The following is a 16951-nucleotide window of genomic DNA, read 5'->3' as shown; positions in this document are numbered from 1 at the left end:
TGGCCTAACGCGCGAACGCCCTAATCGTGGCTGAACATGTCGCGATCGGCCCAGCCGGCCAGGTCGAGCCGGGCCCGCGTAGGCAGGAAATCGAAGCACGCTTGCGCGATCTCGGTGCGGTTCTCGCGCGCGAGGCGCTCGGTCAGCACTTCCTGCAGCCGGTGAAGATAGCGCACGTCGGACGCCGCGTATTCGCGCTGAGCGTCGGTAAGCACCGGGGCGCCCCAGTCGGACAGCTGCTGCTGCTTCGAGATGTCGGCGGCGAGCAGTTCCGAGACGAGGTTCTTGAGCCCGTGGCGATCGGTGTACGTGCGCGTCAGCTTGCTGGCGATCTTGGTGCAGAACACCGGCGCGGCCATGAAGCCGAGGTAGAAGTACATCGCCGCAAGATCGAACCGGGCATAGTGGAACAGCTTCAACCGGCCGGGATCGCCGAGCAGCGCCTTGAGGTTCGGCGCATCGTACTTGCTGCCGGGATTGAAGCGCACCAGGTGCTCGTCGCCGTGCCCGTCGGACAGCTGGACCACGCACAGCCGGTCGCGGTGGGTGATCAGGCCGAGCGTCTCGGTATCGACAGCGATCGGGCCGTCGGCAAATTCGAGCCCGGCGGGCAGGTCTTCTTCGTGGAAATGGACAGTCATCGGGGCAAGGCCTTAGGCGCATCGGGGATAGAGGGAAAGGGCCGCTGGCGCAGCCGCAAACGGGGGCGTAGCCGGGGCCGATGGGCAGCGAGGCGATCCCCAAAAGCTGGCGGCCGGTGCTGGAGCCCGTGCTCGCGGCGCCCGAGGCTCGGCGCCTCGGCGGCTGGCTGAGTGCGGAGGAAGCGGCGGGCAGGACCGTCTACCCGCCGCGCGGCAGCCGGTTGAAGGCATTCGCACTGACCTCGCTCGATGCGGTGCGAGTCGTGATCCTCGGTCAGGACCCCTACCACGGACCGGGACAGGCGATGGGTCTCGCGTTTTCGGTCCCCCACGGCGAGCGCCCACCGCCGAGCCTTTCGAATATCTACAAGGAGATGGAAGTTGACCTCGGCCTGCCGCGCCCCGCTCACGGCGACCTGACGCACTGGGCGCAGCAGGGCGTGCTGCTGCTGAACACCAGCCTCACGGTCGAGGCGGGCAAGGCGGGCAGTCATGCGGGGCGCGGTTGGGAGGCGCTGACCGACGCGGCGATCGAAGCGGTCGCCGCACGGCCCGATCCGACGGTGTTCGTCCTTTGGGGCAGCCACGCGCAGGGCAAGGTGGCGCGCATTCCCGGGTTGCAGGACGGCTCGCGCCATCTCGTGATCCGGAGTCCGCATCCGAGTCCCCTGTCGGCGCATCGCGGATTCTTTGGTTCGCGCCCGTTCAGCCGCGCCAACGCCTTCCTGGAAGAGCATGGGAGGGGTACGATAGACTGGGACCTGTCACACTGACCGGCCGGTTTTCCGAAATGGAACGCGTCTACATTTCTCTCGCAGTCCCAAAGGTTTGCGGCCGTACAGCGGGCCGCATGTATGACTTTCGCGAATCGCGCGGAGCGGCGGTGGCGTAGGAGTGGGTCGGCGATCATTTCGGCACCCAAACACTGGTCCCCCTCTGTAGGAAAATCGTTTCGCGTATTTTCGCTTCCGTTGCCAAAGGCGGCGTAGCATCAGGGAGCGATGAATCGCTTCGTTCCGGGACTTCTCGCCCTCCTCGCCACAAGTTGCGCCGCCACGATGGCGGCTCCCGACGCCCCCGCCCCCTCGGCCGATGCTCCGAGTGCTGCCGCGACCTCGCGCCCGTTGTTCGACATGGGCCCGGCCTATCTCGGCGGCCCGCTGCCGGGCGGCGAGACGCTGGTCGGTCCGCCGCCTGCCGAGGGGTCGGAGGCGCTCGCCCGCGACCGCGCTGCGAACGCGGCCGCGCTCAAGTTGTATGGATCGGCGCGGTTCGCGCTTGCCGGGCGCGATGCCGACCTCGGCCCCGGCGCGGTGCCGCACGCGTTTTCCTGCGCGGCGGGCGTGGCGATCTCGGATGCCGGCACCCCCGCGATCGCGCACCTGCTGCGCCGCGTAACCGCCGATTTCGGCGATTCGACCAGCGGCGTGAAGAAGCTCCACATGCGCGCGCGGCCCTATACCGTGAACAACGCGCCGACCTGCACGCCCGAAGCGGAAGCCGCGCTCAGGACCAACGGCTCCTACCCCAGCGGCCACAGCGCGATCGGGTATGGCGACGCGCTGGTGCTGGCGGCGGTCTTCCCGGCGCGCGCGGCGGCGATCATGAAACGCGGCATCGACCACGGCGACAGCCGCCGCGTCTGCAACGTCCACTGGCTGAGCGATGTCGAGGCGGGCCGCACCGTCGCCGCCGCGACCTTCGCGCGGCTCCAGTCCGATCCGGCCTTCCGCGCCGACCTCGTGAAGGCACAGGAAGAGGCCAAGGGCAGCTTGCCCGCGCCGGATGCGTCGGCCTGCGCTTTGGACAGCTCGGCGATGGCGTCGGGCTGAGGCAACCCGCCGCCAGATCGAGGATCAGTCCGCGATCAGCGAGCCGATGAATTCGCGACCGTCGGTGTGGGCCACGTTGAAGATGATGAAGGCTTCCTCGCGGTTCGGTCCAGCGAGCGCACCGACGAAGGTGCCCTTGAAGGCATTGGTCGTGTCGTCGATCGTGCCGTTGAACGCGTCGCCGGTTCCCAGCGTCGCCGAGATCGGCAGGACCGCGCGGACGGTGGCCGTGCCGCCGACGGTCTCGACGATCGTGATGGTAGCGGCGATCTTCTTGTCGCTGGCGGTGACCGTCAGCGTCGTCGGCTGCGCGCTGAACACGCCCGGCGGGGTCGTCTTGGGCGTGCCGCCGGCAACCGTCGCGGTGCCGGTGTAGACGAGGTTGGTCGCGATCGCGGCGGTCGTCGTGACTTCGTTGAAGAACAAGGTCACGCGGTTGCTGCGGAGCAGACCCGCAACGCTGTCGCGCGTGAAGTTCTCGACCTTTTCGTAGGTCACGCGCAGCACGTTCTGAAACGGCAGTTCCAGCGTGATGGCGTTCGTGCCGTTGCGATAGGTGCGCAGCGTGGTTGTCGCGGTCTGTCGGTCGGCGCCGGTGAAGCCCGCCAGAGTCGCCGCATCGGGCCAGGTGAACGCGACGCTCTCGGGCGAGACGGCGTACTTGATCGTGCTGGTGCCGTTCTGGCGCGAACCGTCGTTCCAGGTTTCGGTCCCGCCGGTGGGCGCGAAATAGGCAAACACGTACGAAGCATTGGTCACGCTGTCTTCAAACGCCGAGGCGAAGCCGAAGGCGACCGGCGTGGGCGTTGCGGTCGGCGTGGGGGTGGGCGTTGCGGTTGCGGTGGGCGTTGGCGTGGGCGTGTCGCCACCGCCTCCGCCGAAGCACGCTGCGACCAGGGTGCAGCTTGCCGCCACGCCCAGCATGAGACCAATCTTGCGGTGCACGAAGGGGCACTCCCGTCCAGAACTGCGCCCGCGGGGGTACGGGCGGAACAGCGCGCCTACCCGTCTTTGCGAAAGGCCCGCAAGCAAATTGAGACGGATAGCGCCTGTGCAGCCGGGCCCGGCGGGCTCAGCGCGGCAGTTCCGATGCTCCCATCAGCGACAGGTCGACCGCGCGGGCGGCCTGGCGGCCTTCGCGGATCGCCCATACGATGAGGCTCTGCCCCCGGCGCATGTCGCCGCAGGCGAAGACCTGGGGATCGCTGGTGACATAGTCGGTCACGTTCGCCGCGACGTTGCCGCGCGCATCGAGCGCGACGCCGGCCTGGTCGACCATGCCCGCCTTGATCGGGCCGGTAAAACCCATCGCCAGCAGGATGAGGTCGGCGGGAATGGTGAACTCGCTGCCCGCGACTTCTTCCATCTGGCCGTTCTTCCACTCGACGCGGACGCATTCGAGGCCGGTCACGGTATCGCCTTCGCCTGCGACGCGCTTGGTCAGCACGGCCCAGTCGCGTTGGGCGCCTTCCTCGTGGCTGGAGGACGTGCGCAGCTTCAGCGGCCAGTCGGGCCAGGTCAGCGCCTTGTCTTCCTTTTCGGGCGGGCGCGGCATGATTTCCAGTTGGACGACGCTTTCCGCGCCCTGCCGGTTGCTGGTGCCGACGCAGTCGCTGCCGGTATCGCCGCCGCCGATCACGACGACCTTCTTGCCCGTGGCCACCAGGCTGCCGCGCGGCGCAGCGCGCACTTCGTCGTCGCCGGCGTTGCGCTTGTTCTGCTGGGTGAGGAATTCCATCGCGAGGCGCACCCCGGGCAGCTCCGCCCCGGGGATGCCGAGCCGCCGCGGCTCTTCCGCGCCGCCAGCCAGGACGACCGCGTCGAAGTTCTCCTTGAGCGAAGCGAACGACACGTCGACGCCGACTTCGGTGCTGGTGCGGAAGTTCACGCCCTCGGCTTCCATCTGCACCGCTCGCCGGTTGACGAGGTGCTTTTCCATCTTGAAGTCGGGGATGCCGTAGCGGAGCAGGCCGCCGAGGCGGTCGTTCTTCTCGAACACGGTGACCGAGTGTCCCGCGCGGGCAAGCTGCTGCGCACAGGCGAGGCCCGCGGGGCCGCTGCCGACGACCGCGATGCGCTTGCCGGTCTTCTCGGCCGGGGGCTGGGGCACGATCCAGCCCTCGTTCCACCCGCGATCGACGATGGCGCATTCGATCGATTTGATGGTCACCGGCTGGTCGACGATGTTGAGCGTGCAGCTCGCCTCGCATGGGGCGGGGCAGACGCGGCCGGTGAATTCGGGGAAGTTGTTGGTGCTGTGGAGCGCCTCGAGCGCGTTCTTCCAATCCGCCTCGTAGACGAGGTGGTTCCAGTCGGGGATCAGGTTGTTCACCGGGCACCCGTTGTGACAATACGGGATGCCGCAGTTCATGCACCGCGCCGCCTGCAGCCGCAGGTCGGGTTCGGCGTGGGGGACGACGAACTCCTTGTAGTGGCGCACGCGTTCCTTCGGATCGGCGTAGCTGCGATCCTTGCGCTCGTATTCGAGGAAGCCGGTTTCCTTGCCCATTATTCTGCCGCTTCCATTTCAGCTTCGGCCCGTTCGGCCTCGAGTTGCTTGAGCGCCCGTGCATAGTCGGTCGGCATGACCTTCACGAACCGGCCTACTGCATTGTCCCAGTCGTCGAGGATGGCGCCCGCCTTCTTGCTGCCGGTGTGCAGCTTGTGCCGCTCGACGAGCACGCGCAGCCGCTCGGCGTCGTGGCGCAGCATATCGCCGAGGCCCAAGTCGTCGACCGAACGCGGACGCTGGAGCGGGCGACCGGTGCCATCCTCCTCGTCGCGCGCGTTTTCGACCGGCGAAAGCTCGACCTGCGCCGTGTTGCACAGCTTCGCGAACGCGCCGTCCTCGTCGTAGACATAGGCGACGCCGCCGCTCATCCCGGCCGCGAAGTTGCGACCGGTCTTGCCGAGCACCACCACCGCGCCGCCGGTCATGTACTCGCAGCCGTGGTCGCCGCAACCTTCGACCACTGCGATCGCGCCCGAATTGCGCACCGCGAACCGCTCGCCCGCAACGCCTCCGAGGTAGGCCTCGCCCGCGATCGCGCCGTAGAGCACGGTGTTGCCGACGATGATGTTCGCCCCGGGGTCGCGCGCGACGCCGTCGGGCTGGCGCACCACGATGCGGCCGCCCGAGAGGCCCTTGCCGACATAGTCGTTGGCATCGCCGGTCAGCCGCAGGGTGATCCCGTGCGCAAGCCAGGCGCCGAAGCTCTGCCCCGCGACTCCGGTGAATTCGATGCGGATCGTTTCGGGCGCCAAGCCCGCGTGACCATGCGACTTGGCGACTTCGCCCGACAGCATCGCGCCGGCGGTGCGATTGACGTTGCGGATCGCGCGGTCGAGCTGGACGGGGGTGCCTTTGTCGATCGCGTCGCGGCAAGCCGCTATCAGTTCGACGTCGAGCGCGCCGCCGAGCGCGTGGTCCTGTTCCTGCGAGTGGTAGAGCGTGTGCCCTTCCACCGGCTGGACCTGGTGGAGCAGGCGCGACAGGTCGATGCCGTGCGCCTTCCAGTGGCGGACCGCGCGGTTCATGTCGATCCGGTCTACCCGACCGACCATGTCCTGAACCGTGCGGAAGCCCATCTCGGCCATAATCGCGCGCAGTTCTTCGGCGACGAAGAAGAAGTAGTTGATCACGTGCTCGGGCGTGCCGGTGAAGCGCTTGCGCAATACCGGGTCCTGGGTCGCGACGCCGACCGGGCAGGTGTTGAGGTGGCACTTCCTCATCATGATGCAGCCCGCCGCGATCAGCGGGGCGGTGGCGAAGCCGAACTCGTCAGCGCCCAGCAGCGCGCCGATCGCGACGTCGCGGCCGGTCCGCAGGCCGCCATCGACCTGCACCGCGATACGGCTCCTGAGGTCGTTGAGCAGCAGCGTCTGCTGGGTTTCGGCGAGGCCGATCTCCCACGGGGAACCGGCGTGGGTCAGCGAGGTCAGCGGCGAGGCGCCGGTGCCGCCCTCGTAGCCCGAGATGGTCACGTGGTCGGCCTTGCACTTCGAAACGCCTGCGGCGACCGTGCCGACGCCGACCTCGGACACCAGCTTGACGGAAATGCGTGCCTGGCGGTTCACGTTCTTGAGGTCGTGGATCAGCTGCGCGAGATCCTCGATCGAATAGATGTCGTGGTGCGGCGGCGGACTGATGAGGCCCACGCCCGGAGTCGCATGGCGGACCTTGCCGATCGTCTTGTCGACCTTGTGGCCCGGCAGCTGGCCGCCCTCGCCGGGCTTCGCGCCCTGCGCCATCTTGATCTGGATGTCGTCCGAATTGACGAGGTATTCGGTGGTCACGCCGAAGCGGCCGCTGGCGACCTGCTTGATCTTCGAGCGCATCGTGTCGCCGTTCGCCATCGGCACGAAGCGGTCGGGCTCCTCGCCCCCTTCGCCGGTGTTCGAACGGCCGCCGATGCGGTTCATCGCGATGGCGAGCGTGGTGTGCGCCTCCCTCGAGATCGAGCCGAAGCTCATCGCACCCGTGGCGAACCGCTTGACGATCTCGACCGCGGGTTCGACCTCGTCGATGTCGAGCGGCTTCTCGGCCGGCTTCAGTTCCATCAGCCCGCGGATCGTCAGCAGCCGCTCGGACTGCTCGTTGATATCCTTCGCGAACGCCTCGTAGCGGTCGAGGCTGTTGCCGCGCACCGCGTGCTGCAAATTGGCGACCGTGCCCGGCGTCCAGGCGTGGTCCTCGCCGCGCAGGCGGTACTGGTAGATGCCGCCGACATCCAGCATGTGCTCGTAGATCGGGTTGTGGCCATAGGCGAGCGCGTGGCGGCGCACCGCTTCTTCGGCGACTTCGGCCAGGCCCACGCCTTCGATCGTGGTGGCGGTGCCGGTGAAATACGTGTCGATGAACGCGCTCGACAGGCCGACCGCGTCGAAGATCTGCGCCCCGCAGTAGGACTGGTAGGTGCTGATGCCCATCTTGGACATGACCTTGAGCACGCCCTTGCCGATCGCCTTGACATAGTTTTTCGCCACGTCTTTGGCCTCGAGGTGCGGCAGCTTGGTCTGGCGGATGTCCTCCAGCGTCTCGAACGCGACGTAGGGGTTGATCGCCTCCGCGCCGTAGCCCGCCAGCACGCAGAAGTGGTGCACTTCGCGCGCTTCTCCGGTCTCGACGACGAGGCCGGTCTGCATCCGCAGGCCCTGTCGGACGAGGTGATGGTGGACCGCCGCGGTCGCCAGCAGCGCCGGGATCGCGATCCGGCCGGGGCTCTGCGCGCGGTCGCTGAGGACGAGGATGTTATGATCCTGCAGCACTGCTTCGGTCGCCGCCCAGCACATTTCCTTGAGCGCCAGCTCGAGCCCTTCGGCACCCGAGCTCGCGTCCCAGCAGATGTCGATCGTCGCACAACGGAACGCACCGTCGAGCGCGGCCTCGATCGAGCGGATCTTGGCGAGATCGTCGTTGGTGAGGATCGGCTGGCTGACTTCGAGCCGCTTGTGCGTGCCGGCATCACGGCCCAGCAGGTTCGGGCGCGGGCCGATCATGCTGGTGAGGCTCATGACCAGTTCCTCGCGGATCGGGTCGATCGGCGGGTTGGTAACCTGCGCGAAGTTCTGTTTGAAATAGTCGAACAGCAGGCGCGGCTTCGAAGACAGCACGGCGATCGGGGTGTCGGTGCCCATCGACCCGATCGGATCGTCGCCGAGCTGCGCCATCGGCTCGAGGAAGCGGGTCACGTCTTCCTGCGTGTAGCCGAAGGCCTGCTGGCGCTCCAGCAGGTCGGTCGCCGGTTCGGGCACGGCCGACAGCTCGGGCTCGATGTGGTCGAGATCGTCGAGCTTGTACTGCGCCGCTTCGAGCCATTCGGCATAGGGCTGCGCCGACGAGAGCTGCGCCTTCAGTTCCTCGTCCTCGATGATGCGGCCCTGTTCGAGGTCGACGAGCAACATCCGACCCGGCTGGAGCCGCCACTTGCGCACGATGTCCTCTTCGGCGAACGGCAGCACGCCGCTTTCCGAAGCGAGGCAGATGAGGTCGTCCTTGGTCACCACGAAACGCGCCGGGCGCAGCCCGTTGCGATCGAGCGTGGCGCCGATCTGGCGGCCGTCGGTGAAGCACACGGCGGCGGGTCCGTCCCACGGCTCCATCAGCGCGGCATGGTATTCATAGAACGCGCGGCGCTCGGGATCCATCAGTGGAGCCTTGGCCCATGCTTCCGGGATCAGCATCATCATCGCGTGGGCGAGGTCGTACCCGCCGAGCAACAGCAGTTCGAGCGCGTTGTCGAGGCAGGCGGTGTCCGACTGGCCGTGCGGGATGATCGGCCACAGCTTGTCGAGGTCCGCGCCGAGCAGCGGCGATTCCATCGTGCGGCGGCGGGCGTTCATCCAGTTCACGTTGCCGCGAACGGTGTTGATCTCGCCGTTGTGCGCCATGAACCGGTACGGGTGCGCAAGTCGCCAGCTGGGGAACGTATTGGTCGAGAACCGCTGGTGCACGAGGCCGAGCGCGCTGACGCAATCGGGATCGCGCAGGTCGTCGTAGAAGCTGCCTACCTGGGTCGCGAGCAGCAGCCCCTTGTAGACGATCGTGCGGCTGGAAAAGCTCGGGATATAGAGCTGGCTCAATCCGGGGATGCCGAGCTTTTCTTCCTGCTTGCGCAGCGGGTTCTGCGTCTGCTTGCGGATGACGATCAGCTTCCGCTCGAACGCGTCCTGGTCGGCGCAGTTGGGGCCGCGCGCGATCACGCACTGGCGCATGACCGGCATCGAGGCGACGACCGCCTTGCCGAGCCCGTCGAGCGTTGTCGGCACCTCGCGCCAGCCCACGAGGCGCTGGCCTTCCTTGACGATGAACTTCTCGAACTGCTCCTTCACGAAAGCGCGCGCGCGGTCGTCCTGCGGCATCATGCACTGGGCGATCGCGTAGTCGCCCGGTGCGGGCAGGTCGTGGCCGTTCGCTGCAGCCCACTTGCGGATGATCGGGTCGGGAATCTGGATCAGGATGCCCGCACCGTCGCCCAGCAGCGGATCGGCGCCGACCGCGCCGCGGTGGTCGAGGTTGGCGAGGATTTCGAGCGCGTCGCTGACGATCCGGTGCGTTTTCTCGCCCTTGATGTGCGCCAGCAGGCCGACGCCGCACGCGTCATGCTCGTTCTTCTGGTCGTACAGCCCCTGTGGCGGCGGAAAAGCCATCGCGTCGCAGTCCATCCCGTCGTGGCCCGGACGCGCATTCTACACGACCGGGCAATGAAGCGCGACTCGCCCTGCCGCCCCGCGCAGCAAAGTTATCGCAGCAGTCGGCAATGAAGAAACGAAGGGTTTTCCGCAACCGCGAAGGGATTTGCGCCGGATAAAGCGGGGCTATCGCCCGCTCGCTCAAGTCACAGCGGGAAGTGTCAGGCGGCGCCGCTCATCCGCTGCAGCTTTTCAAGCGCTTCGCGCAGCGCGCGCTCAGTGTCGCGCGTCGCTGGCGCTGCCGGGGCGAACCCGCGCGATGGGGCTTCAACTGAAGCGAGGGCCTCGACGCGTGCCGCCGGGGCATCGAACGGACGCAGCGGCGAAGGCGAGGCGAACGGGGTCGCCTCGCGCGCGGCCTGACCTGGGAAGACGACGACCGGTTCGGGCACGAAGTCGTCTTCGGACGATTCGTCCTCGATCCGCACGGCTTCGCGCGGGAGGCCGTTGGGGTTTTTCATCGCGAGCAGCGAGGAATAGCCGTCGTCGCCCTCGTCGGCGAATTCTTCGTCGTCATGATCGTCGTCCGCGGCATCCCATCCAACCGGCCGCGGCGCGGTCGGGAGTGCGCGGGCTGGCACCTCGACGGCCTCGGCGACCACCTCGGGTTCGGGGGTGCGACTGCCCAGCGCGAAGGTCAGGTCGACGAGCGGTTCGGGTGTCGGTGCAACAGCCGCGGCGTCTTCCGCGCGGGCGCTTTCGCGATGCTGCTCGAGCGCTCGGGCAAACCGGGCGACCAGCGCGGCGATGGGCTCGCTGCCGGAAGCGGGCGCGCTATGCTGCGGGGTCGAGGTGGCGGCGAAATCGCGCATGGAGGCTTCCTCCGAATTCGGGTCGAGTTGCGGTTGCGGAACGGGGGCGGCTGCGCCCTGCCATGAAGGAACGTCCGCCGGTTCAAGCTCCTCGTGGAGCCCGGTGAGCTCGAGCGAATTGATGGGGTATTCGGCGGGCAATTCGTCGATGATCTCTTCGGCGCTGACTTCTTCCGCGACGACCGGCTCCGACTCGAAGGCAGGAGATTCGGGCTCCGCATAGCGGGGCAGAGAAGCCGCTTCGAGGAATTCGCTGCCGGCACCGTCTTCGCTAACCGACAGCTCGCGGCGGCCGGGCATGAAATCGCGCGGCGAGAAATCGTCGTCGGCGAAATCGGGATCGCCGAACTCCTCGTGAGCGGAGATCGGCCGATTGGCCGGTACGCGCTGCTCGGAACCGCGCTTGCGGGCGGGGCGCGACCTGCTCGCGGCCGCAAGGCGTCCGGCCAGCACGAGGCCAAGTGTCGCGCCGAAACCGGCGGCGGTCGCGGCGACGAGGATGCGGGCGGTCACGCCGAGCGGCGCCTGCGCGGCAGCGACGACGGATGCGAGCCCCATGACCTCGCTCGCCCGTTCGAACAGTTGCACCGGCAGGACCAGGCTGCCGAGACCGAGAAGCGCGGCGAACCACAGAGCGACGATCGCCGGGAACGCCGGATGAGCGCTGATCGGAGCCTTCGCGGCCGCCCTGCGCTTCGACTTGTCCGCCACTCGATTAACCCCGTTTTCCGGCCTGTGAACCCGTCCGCACCCGGTCAGGCAACGGCGGATAGCGACTCATTGGCCGCTAGCGTTAGCAGGTGGTGGTAAACGGTCTGATAACGACGAACGTTTGCCGCCCAGTCGTGCCGTTCGGCAACGTGGGCTCGGGCAGCCGCGCGCAGGGCGGGCCAGGCATGGCGCGCGTCGATCAGCGCGGCGAGCGCGTCGGCGCAGGCCTCTGCATCATCAGGCGGGAACAGCACGCCGGTGCACCCGTCGGCAATGAGTTCGCGATGGCCTCCGACGTCGCTCGCCGCGACGATCCGCCCCTGCGCCATTGCTTCCAGCGGTTTCAGCGGCGTGACCAGCTCGGTCAGGCGGCTGGCCTTGCGCGGATAGGCAAGCGCGTCGACCAGCGAATAGTACCGCTCGACATCGTGATGCGGCACCCGTCCGGTGAAGTGAATCGCGCGGGCGGCGGGCGAGGCAGCCGCCTGCGCACGCAGTGCCGCATCCATCGGCCCGCCGCCGACGAGCAGTAGCCGCGCACCCGGATGCCGCTCGCGCAGCAGCGGCAGCGCGTCGATCAGGATGTTCAGCCCTTCGTAGTCGTAGAAGCTGCCGATGAAGCCGATCACTGGATCGTCGGCGCCGAAGCCGAGTTCGGCGGCGAGCGCCTCGTCGCGCGGCGGCGGATCTCCGAACAGCGCCATGTCGACCCCGTTGGGCGAAAGACCGATCTTGCCGGCAGGGTGCCCGCGCGCCACGAGATCGTCGCGCAGGCCGTGGCAGATCGTGAAGATGGCGTCGGCATCGGCGACCACGCGGTCCTCGAGCGCGCGGGTCATTCGATACTTTACCGACCCCGCGCGGCCAGTCCCGTTGCCGACCGCGGCATCCTCCCAGAAGGCGCGGATCTCGTAGACCACCGGAATGCCCAGCGCGCGGCCCGCCCGCACAGCGGCAAGGCCGCAGAGTGCGGGCGAATGCGCGTGCAGCACGTCGGGCCGCCAGTCGCGGGCGAGCGCCACGATCGCGTCGGCCAGCCGGGCGATTTCGCGCCATTCGCGTAGCGGGGCGGGGCCGCTCGCCTCGCCGTGAGTACGGTGGAACAGCAGGCCGTCGGCCACCTCTGCCGCGGGGCCATCTGCTGCATGGCGCAGCCCGGTGATCCCGCGCACGTCGAAGCCCGAAGCCGCCTGCGCGGTCATGATCGCACGGGTGCGGAATGTGTAGCCGCTGTGGAGCGGCAATGAATGGTCGAGGACATGCAGCACGCGGGTCATGCCCACGCTTGTCGCACGACAGGCTTAACGGGCCGTCAACCGCGTCCTGCTAGCGCGGGCGGCAACGATGATCGACCTCTTCGCCCTCGCGCTGACGCACGGCCTGTTGCTGCTGATGGTGCTGCGGCTGATGCGCCGCGACGATCTCGACCGTGAGCCAAAGCCTGGCCCGGATGCCGTCGCAGAGACGGACCTCAAGCCGTGATAGACCTCGCGCTGCTCGGGTTCATCGCCGCAATGATGGCGGTCGGCGTCCGCCGTCCGTTCGTGTGGGTGCTCGCCTACATCTACATCGATACGCTCGCCCCGCAGGACATCGGCTGGCGCTTCGTCAACGCGCTGCCGGTCTCCCTGATCGCCTTCTGCGCCGCGTTCGGCGGCTGGCTGCTGGCCGATCGCAAGGAAGGCGCGCGGTTCTCCGGGCGGCAATGGCTGATGGCGATCCTGCTCGCCTGGTGTGCGGTCACGACCATGACCGCGGACTTCCCGGTCGATGCCGCGGCGAAGTGGGCCTGGGTGTGGAAGGCATTGGTCTTCGCGATCTTCCTGCCGCTGACGCTGACCACCCGCCTCAGGATCGAGGCGGCGGTGCTCACGCTCGTGCTCACCGCGGCGGCGATCATCATCGACGGGGCATTGAAGACGCTGGCAGGCGGGGGCGGCTATGGCGTCCTTCACCTGTTCGTTTCGAACAACACCGGGCTCTACGAAAGCTCGACGCTTGCGATGGTTTCCATCGCGCTGATCCCGCTTATCGTCTGGCTCGCCCGGCATGGGACCATTTTCCCGCCGAGCCGCGCGGTGCGCTTGTTCGCCGCCGCGCTGGTGTTCGCCTGCCTGCTCATCGTCGTCGGGACCGAGGCGCGCACCGGCCTGCTGTGCATCGGCGTGCTGGCGGTGCTGGCGCTGCGCGACGCGAAGCGACGGTTTCTCTATATCGGCAGCGCGGCGGCGCTGGCGTTGGTTTCGCTGCCTTTCCTGCCGCAGAGCTACCTCGCGCGGATGTCGACGATCGAGACCCACGACGAGGACGAATCGGCTTCCACCCGCGTGGCGGTGTGGAACTGGACCATCGACTACGCGATCGAACATCCACTGGGCGGCGGGTTCGACGCCTACCGCGGCAACAGCTTTGCCTATCGCATCCCGGTCCGGGTCGACACCGGTCCGAATTCCAGCGCCACGCGCTATGTGGAAACCGTCGATCGCGGCCGCGCCTATCACTCGGCCTATTTCGAGATGCTGGGCGAGCAAGGCTGGCCAGGCCTTGCGTTGTGGCTCGCACTGCACCTCTCGGGCCTGTGGCAGATGCAGCGGATTCGCTCGCGGTATCGGGCGCGCGCCGCGGAGGGTGAGACCTGGCAGGCCCCACTCGCGACCGCACTGCAGATCGGGCAGGTCATCGCGCTTGTCGGTTCGCTGTTCGTCGGCATCGCATTCCAGCCGACCGTGCTGGTGCTGCTGGGCGTGCAATGCGCGCTGTGGAGCTACGTCGCCCGCACCGATCCGCAAACGCGCCGCGGTCGCCCGCGCATGCTGCCTCCCGTAAAGCCGGCTGCGGTGGCGTCGTGAGGGAAGAGCGCGGACACCTCGACGCACTGACCGGCATCCGCGGTATCGCCGCGTGGCTGGTGGTGCTGTTCCACGTGCGCGAAACGCTGGCGGGGATCGTCCCCGCTGCCGCGCTCGCGGTGATGGACAAGGGCTATCTCGCGGTCGATCTGTTCTTCGTCCTTTCGGGCTTCGTGATCTGGTTCAACTACGCCGAACGCGTCGGCGATGCGGGCGGGATCGGCGCGTTTTTGTGGAAGCGCTTTGCCCGGGTCTGGCCGCTCCACGCGGTCGTCCTTGCCGGGTTCGTGATACTCGTTGTGCTGCTCGTCGCGAGCGGCCGCGATCCAGCGGGCTACCCGGTCGGCGAACTGCCGCTTCACCTGCTGCTGATGCAGAACTGGGGGCTGACGCCCGAGCTCACCTGGAACCACCCCGCGTGGTCGATCAGCGCTGAGACCGGCGCCTATCTCGCGTTTCCTTTGATAGCGCTCGCGCTGGCGAAGGTTCCTTCCAGGGTCCTGCCGCTCGGCGCTGTCGGAGCGGCGCTGTGCGGCGCGATCTGGGCAATCTACGCAGCCGCGGGCCACGACACGCTGGGCGAGGCCATACCGCAACTCGGCCTGCTGCGCTGCCTTGGCGAATTCGCGCTCGGATGCGTGGTGGCGCGCGCCTGGCTGGTCTGGCGCGATCGGCCGGGCCTTCCGCTCGTCGCCGGAGCGGCCGGGGCGGTGATAGCAGCCCTCGCGCTCGTTTTTGGCTGGGCCGAGACCGCGACCGTCCCGGCGCTGTTCGCCCTGGCGGTGCTGGTACTGGCGTGCGGGCGCGATCCGCTTTCGGCGCTGTGCCGCACCCGTCCGCTGCTCTATCTCGGGGAAATCAGCTATTCGACCTATCTCGCCCACTACGGCCTGTTCATCGTCTTCAAGCTGCTGTTGGTGGATGCGTCGTTGATGTTGGGATGGTGGCAGTTGGCCGGTTATCTGGCGCTGGTCCTCATTGCCTCGATCGCCCTCTTCCACGGGGTCGAGCGGCCGGCACAACGATGGCTTCTTCGCCATCCCCCGGGCTGGGCCGGGCTCCAAGACCGCCGCGCGCCCACACAGGAGCGTCCCGCCACACCCTCCGTATGACGGCATGAAAGCCGTGCCGACTTGCGCGTTGCGCTGGCGGCCGAATTGCGCCATTGACGTGCCGCTTTACGTTTACGGCAAGTCAAAAGGAGAGGCGCATGTCCCCGCAGGAGCTAGCCGCCAAGGTCGGCGAAACGATCGGCACGAGCGAGTGGGTCGAGGTCAGCCAGGAGCGGATCAACCAGTTCGCCGACGCGACCGGTGACCATCAGTTCATCCACATCAACGAGGAAGCCGCGAAGATGACGCCGTTCGGCGGCACGATCGCGCACGGTTTCCTCACCCTGTCGCTGATCCCGATGCTGCGCGCACAATCCGACTGCCCGCGCCCCGACGGGGTGAAGATGGGCGTCAATTATGGCGGCAATAAAGTGCGCTTCCTCGCCCCGGTGCGCTCGGGCAAGCGGGTGCGCGGCCACTTCAAGCTGCTCGAACTGGTCGAAAAGCGCCCCGGCCAGTGGCAGGAAACCATGGAAACCACGATCGAGATCGAAGGCGAGGACAAGCCCGCCCTGATCGCCGAGTGGATGAGCCAGTTCTTCGTCTGACCGACTTCCTCCCCGGGATCGGATCAACCAACACAACGCAGGAATTTCACCATGTCACGTGACGCCGTTATCGTTTCCACCGCCCGCACTCCGCTGACCAAGGCGGCGCGCGGGGCGTTCAACAACACTACCGGCGCCACCCTCGGTGCGTGGTCGATCAAGGCCGCGGTCGAGCGCGCCGGGATCGACGGCGCGGAAGTCGACGACGTAATCATGGGCTGCGCGGTGCAGCAGGGCTCGACCGGCGGCAACGTCGCGCGGCTCGCCAGTCTGCGCGCGGGACTGCCCGTCTCGGTCCCGGGCATGACGATCGACCGCCAGTGCTCGTCGGGCCTGATGAGCATAGCCACCGCCGCCAAGCAGGTGACGGTCGACCGGATGGACATCTGCGTCGCGGGCGGTCTCGAATCGATCTCGAAGGTGGTCGGCAGCGGCAAGATGTTCATCGAGCCCGATCGCGAGCTGCTCGAGATGCACCCGCACATCTACATGCCGATGATCGGCACCGCCGAAGTCGTCGCCAAGCGCTATGGCATCTCGCGTGAGGCGCAGGATGAATACTCGCTCCAGTCGCAACAGCGCACCGCGGCCGCGCAGGCGGCGGGCAAGTTCGACGACGAGATCGTCGCGTGCACCGCCAACATGGCGATCGTGAACAAGGAGACCAAGGAAGTCTCCTATCAGGAAGTCACCGCCAACAAGGACGACTGCAACCGTCCCGACACCACGCTCGAAGGGCTTGCCAGCCTGAAGCCCGTCATGGGCGAAGGCGGGGTGATCACCGCGGGCAACGCCAGCCAGCTGTCGGACGGTTCGTCGTCGTGCGTGGTGATGGAAGCGGCCGTCGCCTCGAAGCGCGGGCTCGAGCCGCTGGGCCGTTATGTCGGCATGGCAGTCGCGGGCACCGAGCCCGACGAGATGGGCATCGGCCCGGTTTTCGCGATCCCCAAGCTGCTCGAGGCCTTCGACCTCAAGATGGACGACATCGGCCTGTGGGAGCTGAACGAGGCGTTCGCAGTGCAGGTGCTGTATTGCCGCGACAAGCTCGGCATTCCGGACGAACTCCTCAACGTAAACGGCGGCTCGATCTCGATCGGCCACCCGTTCGGCATGACCGGCGCCCGCTGCGCCGGCCACGCGCTGATCGAAGGCAAGCGCCGCGGCGTGAAGTACGCCGTCGTCACCATGTGCATCGGCGGCGGCCAGGGCGCGGCCGGCCTGTTCGAGGTTTTCTAAGCGCGTTGAATTAAGCGAC

At 67.6% G+C, this 16951-nt stretch carries 13 protein-coding genes; 7 read left to right on the top strand and 6 right to left on the bottom strand.

All coding sequences use genetic code 11. From position 1 onward, the window contains the following. Window positions 1–20: 20 nt before the first annotated feature. Window positions 21–641, bottom strand: a complete 621-nt coding sequence (locus tag ACWPMX_RS12730) for a ribonuclease D (RefSeq protein WP_455700366.1) — start codon at window positions 639–641, stop codon at window positions 21–23. Between the two features lie 80 nt (window positions 642–721). Between ACWPMX_RS12730 and ACWPMX_RS12725 the strand changes: the two genes are divergently transcribed. Both ACWPMX_RS12725 and ACWPMX_RS12720 read left to right on the top strand, forming a co-directional pair. Continuing rightward, entirely contained in the window at window positions 722–1414 is a 693-nt protein-coding gene (locus ACWPMX_RS12725; protein ID WP_455700365.1) for a uracil-DNA glycosylase, read from the top strand. A gap of 228 nt (window positions 1415–1642) precedes the next feature. After that, a complete protein-coding gene (locus tag ACWPMX_RS12720) occupies window positions 1643–2473 on the top strand; it encodes an acid phosphatase (protein WP_455700364.1) in 831 nt (276 codons plus the stop codon). Between the two features lie 24 nt (window positions 2474–2497). On the opposite strand, the gene ACWPMX_RS12715 is transcribed toward ACWPMX_RS12720, so the two are convergent. The 5 genes from ACWPMX_RS12715 to ACWPMX_RS12695 form a co-directional block, all read right to left on the bottom strand. After that, on the bottom strand, window positions 2498–3418 hold the full coding sequence (locus tag ACWPMX_RS12715; RefSeq protein WP_455700363.1) for a hypothetical protein: 921 nt from the start codon (window positions 3416–3418) through the stop codon (window positions 2498–2500). A gap of 127 nt (window positions 3419–3545) precedes the next feature. Beyond that, window positions 3546–4982 (bottom strand): glutamate synthase subunit beta, encoded by a 1437-nt coding sequence (locus tag ACWPMX_RS12710; RefSeq protein ID WP_455700362.1) that lies wholly within the window; start codon window positions 4980–4982, stop codon window positions 3546–3548. Then, a complete protein-coding gene (gltB, locus tag ACWPMX_RS12705) occupies window positions 4982–9622 on the bottom strand; it encodes a glutamate synthase large subunit (RefSeq protein ID WP_455700361.1) in 4641 nt (1546 codons plus the stop codon). Before gltB ends, ACWPMX_RS12710 begins: the two co-directional genes overlap by 1 nt. A gap of 203 nt (window positions 9623–9825) precedes the next feature. Then, window positions 9826–11187: a hypothetical protein gene (locus ACWPMX_RS12700; RefSeq protein ID WP_455700360.1), complete on the bottom strand. Its 1362-nt coding sequence runs from the start codon at window positions 11185–11187 to the stop codon at window positions 9826–9828. 44 nt (window positions 11188–11231) lie between these two features. Continuing rightward, window positions 11232–12464, bottom strand: coding sequence for a TIGR04063 family PEP-CTERM/XrtA system glycosyltransferase (locus ACWPMX_RS12695; RefSeq protein ID WP_455700359.1), 1233 nt, complete (start codon window positions 12462–12464; stop codon window positions 11232–11234). A 67-nt stretch (window positions 12465–12531) separates the two neighbouring features. Between ACWPMX_RS12695 and ACWPMX_RS12690 the strand changes: the two genes are divergently transcribed. From ACWPMX_RS12690 to ACWPMX_RS12670, 5 genes are all read left to right on the top strand, one after another. Continuing rightward, entirely contained in the window at window positions 12532–12669 is a 138-nt protein-coding gene (locus ACWPMX_RS12690) for a hypothetical protein (protein WP_455700358.1), read from the top strand. Next, window positions 12666–14036: a DUF5935 domain-containing protein gene (locus ACWPMX_RS12685; protein ID WP_455700357.1), complete on the top strand. Its 1371-nt coding sequence runs from the start codon at window positions 12666–12668 to the stop codon at window positions 14034–14036. The genes ACWPMX_RS12690 and ACWPMX_RS12685 overlap by 4 nt, the downstream gene beginning before the upstream one ends. After that, window positions 14033–15148, top strand: a complete 1116-nt coding sequence (locus ACWPMX_RS12680; protein ID WP_455700356.1) for an acyltransferase family protein — start codon at window positions 14033–14035, stop codon at window positions 15146–15148. Before ACWPMX_RS12685 ends, ACWPMX_RS12680 begins: the two co-directional genes overlap by 4 nt. A 98-nt stretch (window positions 15149–15246) precedes the next feature. Beyond that, the gene (locus ACWPMX_RS12675) at window positions 15247–15696 is read left to right on the top strand and encodes a MaoC family dehydratase (protein WP_455700355.1); all 450 of its coding nucleotides are present in this window, start codon (window positions 15247–15249) and stop codon (window positions 15694–15696) included. A gap of 51 nt (window positions 15697–15747) precedes the next feature. Continuing rightward, window positions 15748–16932 (top strand): acetyl-CoA C-acyltransferase, encoded by a 1185-nt coding sequence (locus ACWPMX_RS12670; protein WP_455700354.1) that lies wholly within the window; start codon window positions 15748–15750, stop codon window positions 16930–16932. The last annotated feature ends 19 nt before the right edge of the window (window positions 16933–16951 follow it).

The organism is Tsuneonella sp. HG094, from assembly GCF_053819285.1.
The sequence above is the reverse complement of the archived record's forward strand: the minus strand, read 5'-3'. Positions and strand labels throughout refer to the sequence as shown.

Coding starts and splice junctions, on each gene's coding strand:
- ACWPMX_RS12725 (WP_455700365.1), top strand. CDS start 722: ATGGGCAGCGAGGCGATCCCCAAAAGCTGGCGGCCGGTGCTGGAGCCC.
- ACWPMX_RS12730 (WP_455700366.1), bottom strand. CDS start 641: ATGACTGTCCATTTCCACGAAGAAGACCTGCCCGCCGGGCTCGAATTT.
- ACWPMX_RS12720 (WP_455700364.1), top strand. CDS start 1,643: ATGAATCGCTTCGTTCCGGGACTTCTCGCCCTCCTCGCCACAAGTTGC.
- ACWPMX_RS12710 (WP_455700362.1), bottom strand. CDS start 4,982: ATGGGCAAGGAAACCGGCTTCCTCGAATACGAGCGCAAGGATCGCAGC.
- ACWPMX_RS12675 (WP_455700355.1), top strand. CDS start 15,247: ATGTCCCCGCAGGAGCTAGCCGCCAAGGTCGGCGAAACGATCGGCACG.
- ACWPMX_RS12690 (WP_455700358.1), top strand. CDS start 12,532: ATGATCGACCTCTTCGCCCTCGCGCTGACGCACGGCCTGTTGCTGCTG.
- ACWPMX_RS12670 (WP_455700354.1), top strand. CDS start 15,748: ATGTCACGTGACGCCGTTATCGTTTCCACCGCCCGCACTCCGCTGACC.
- gltB (WP_455700361.1), bottom strand. CDS start 9,622: ATGGCTTTTCCGCCGCCACAGGGGCTGTACGACCAGAAGAACGAGCAT.
- ACWPMX_RS12695 (WP_455700359.1), bottom strand. CDS start 12,464: ATGACCCGCGTGCTGCATGTCCTCGACCATTCATTGCCGCTCCACAGC.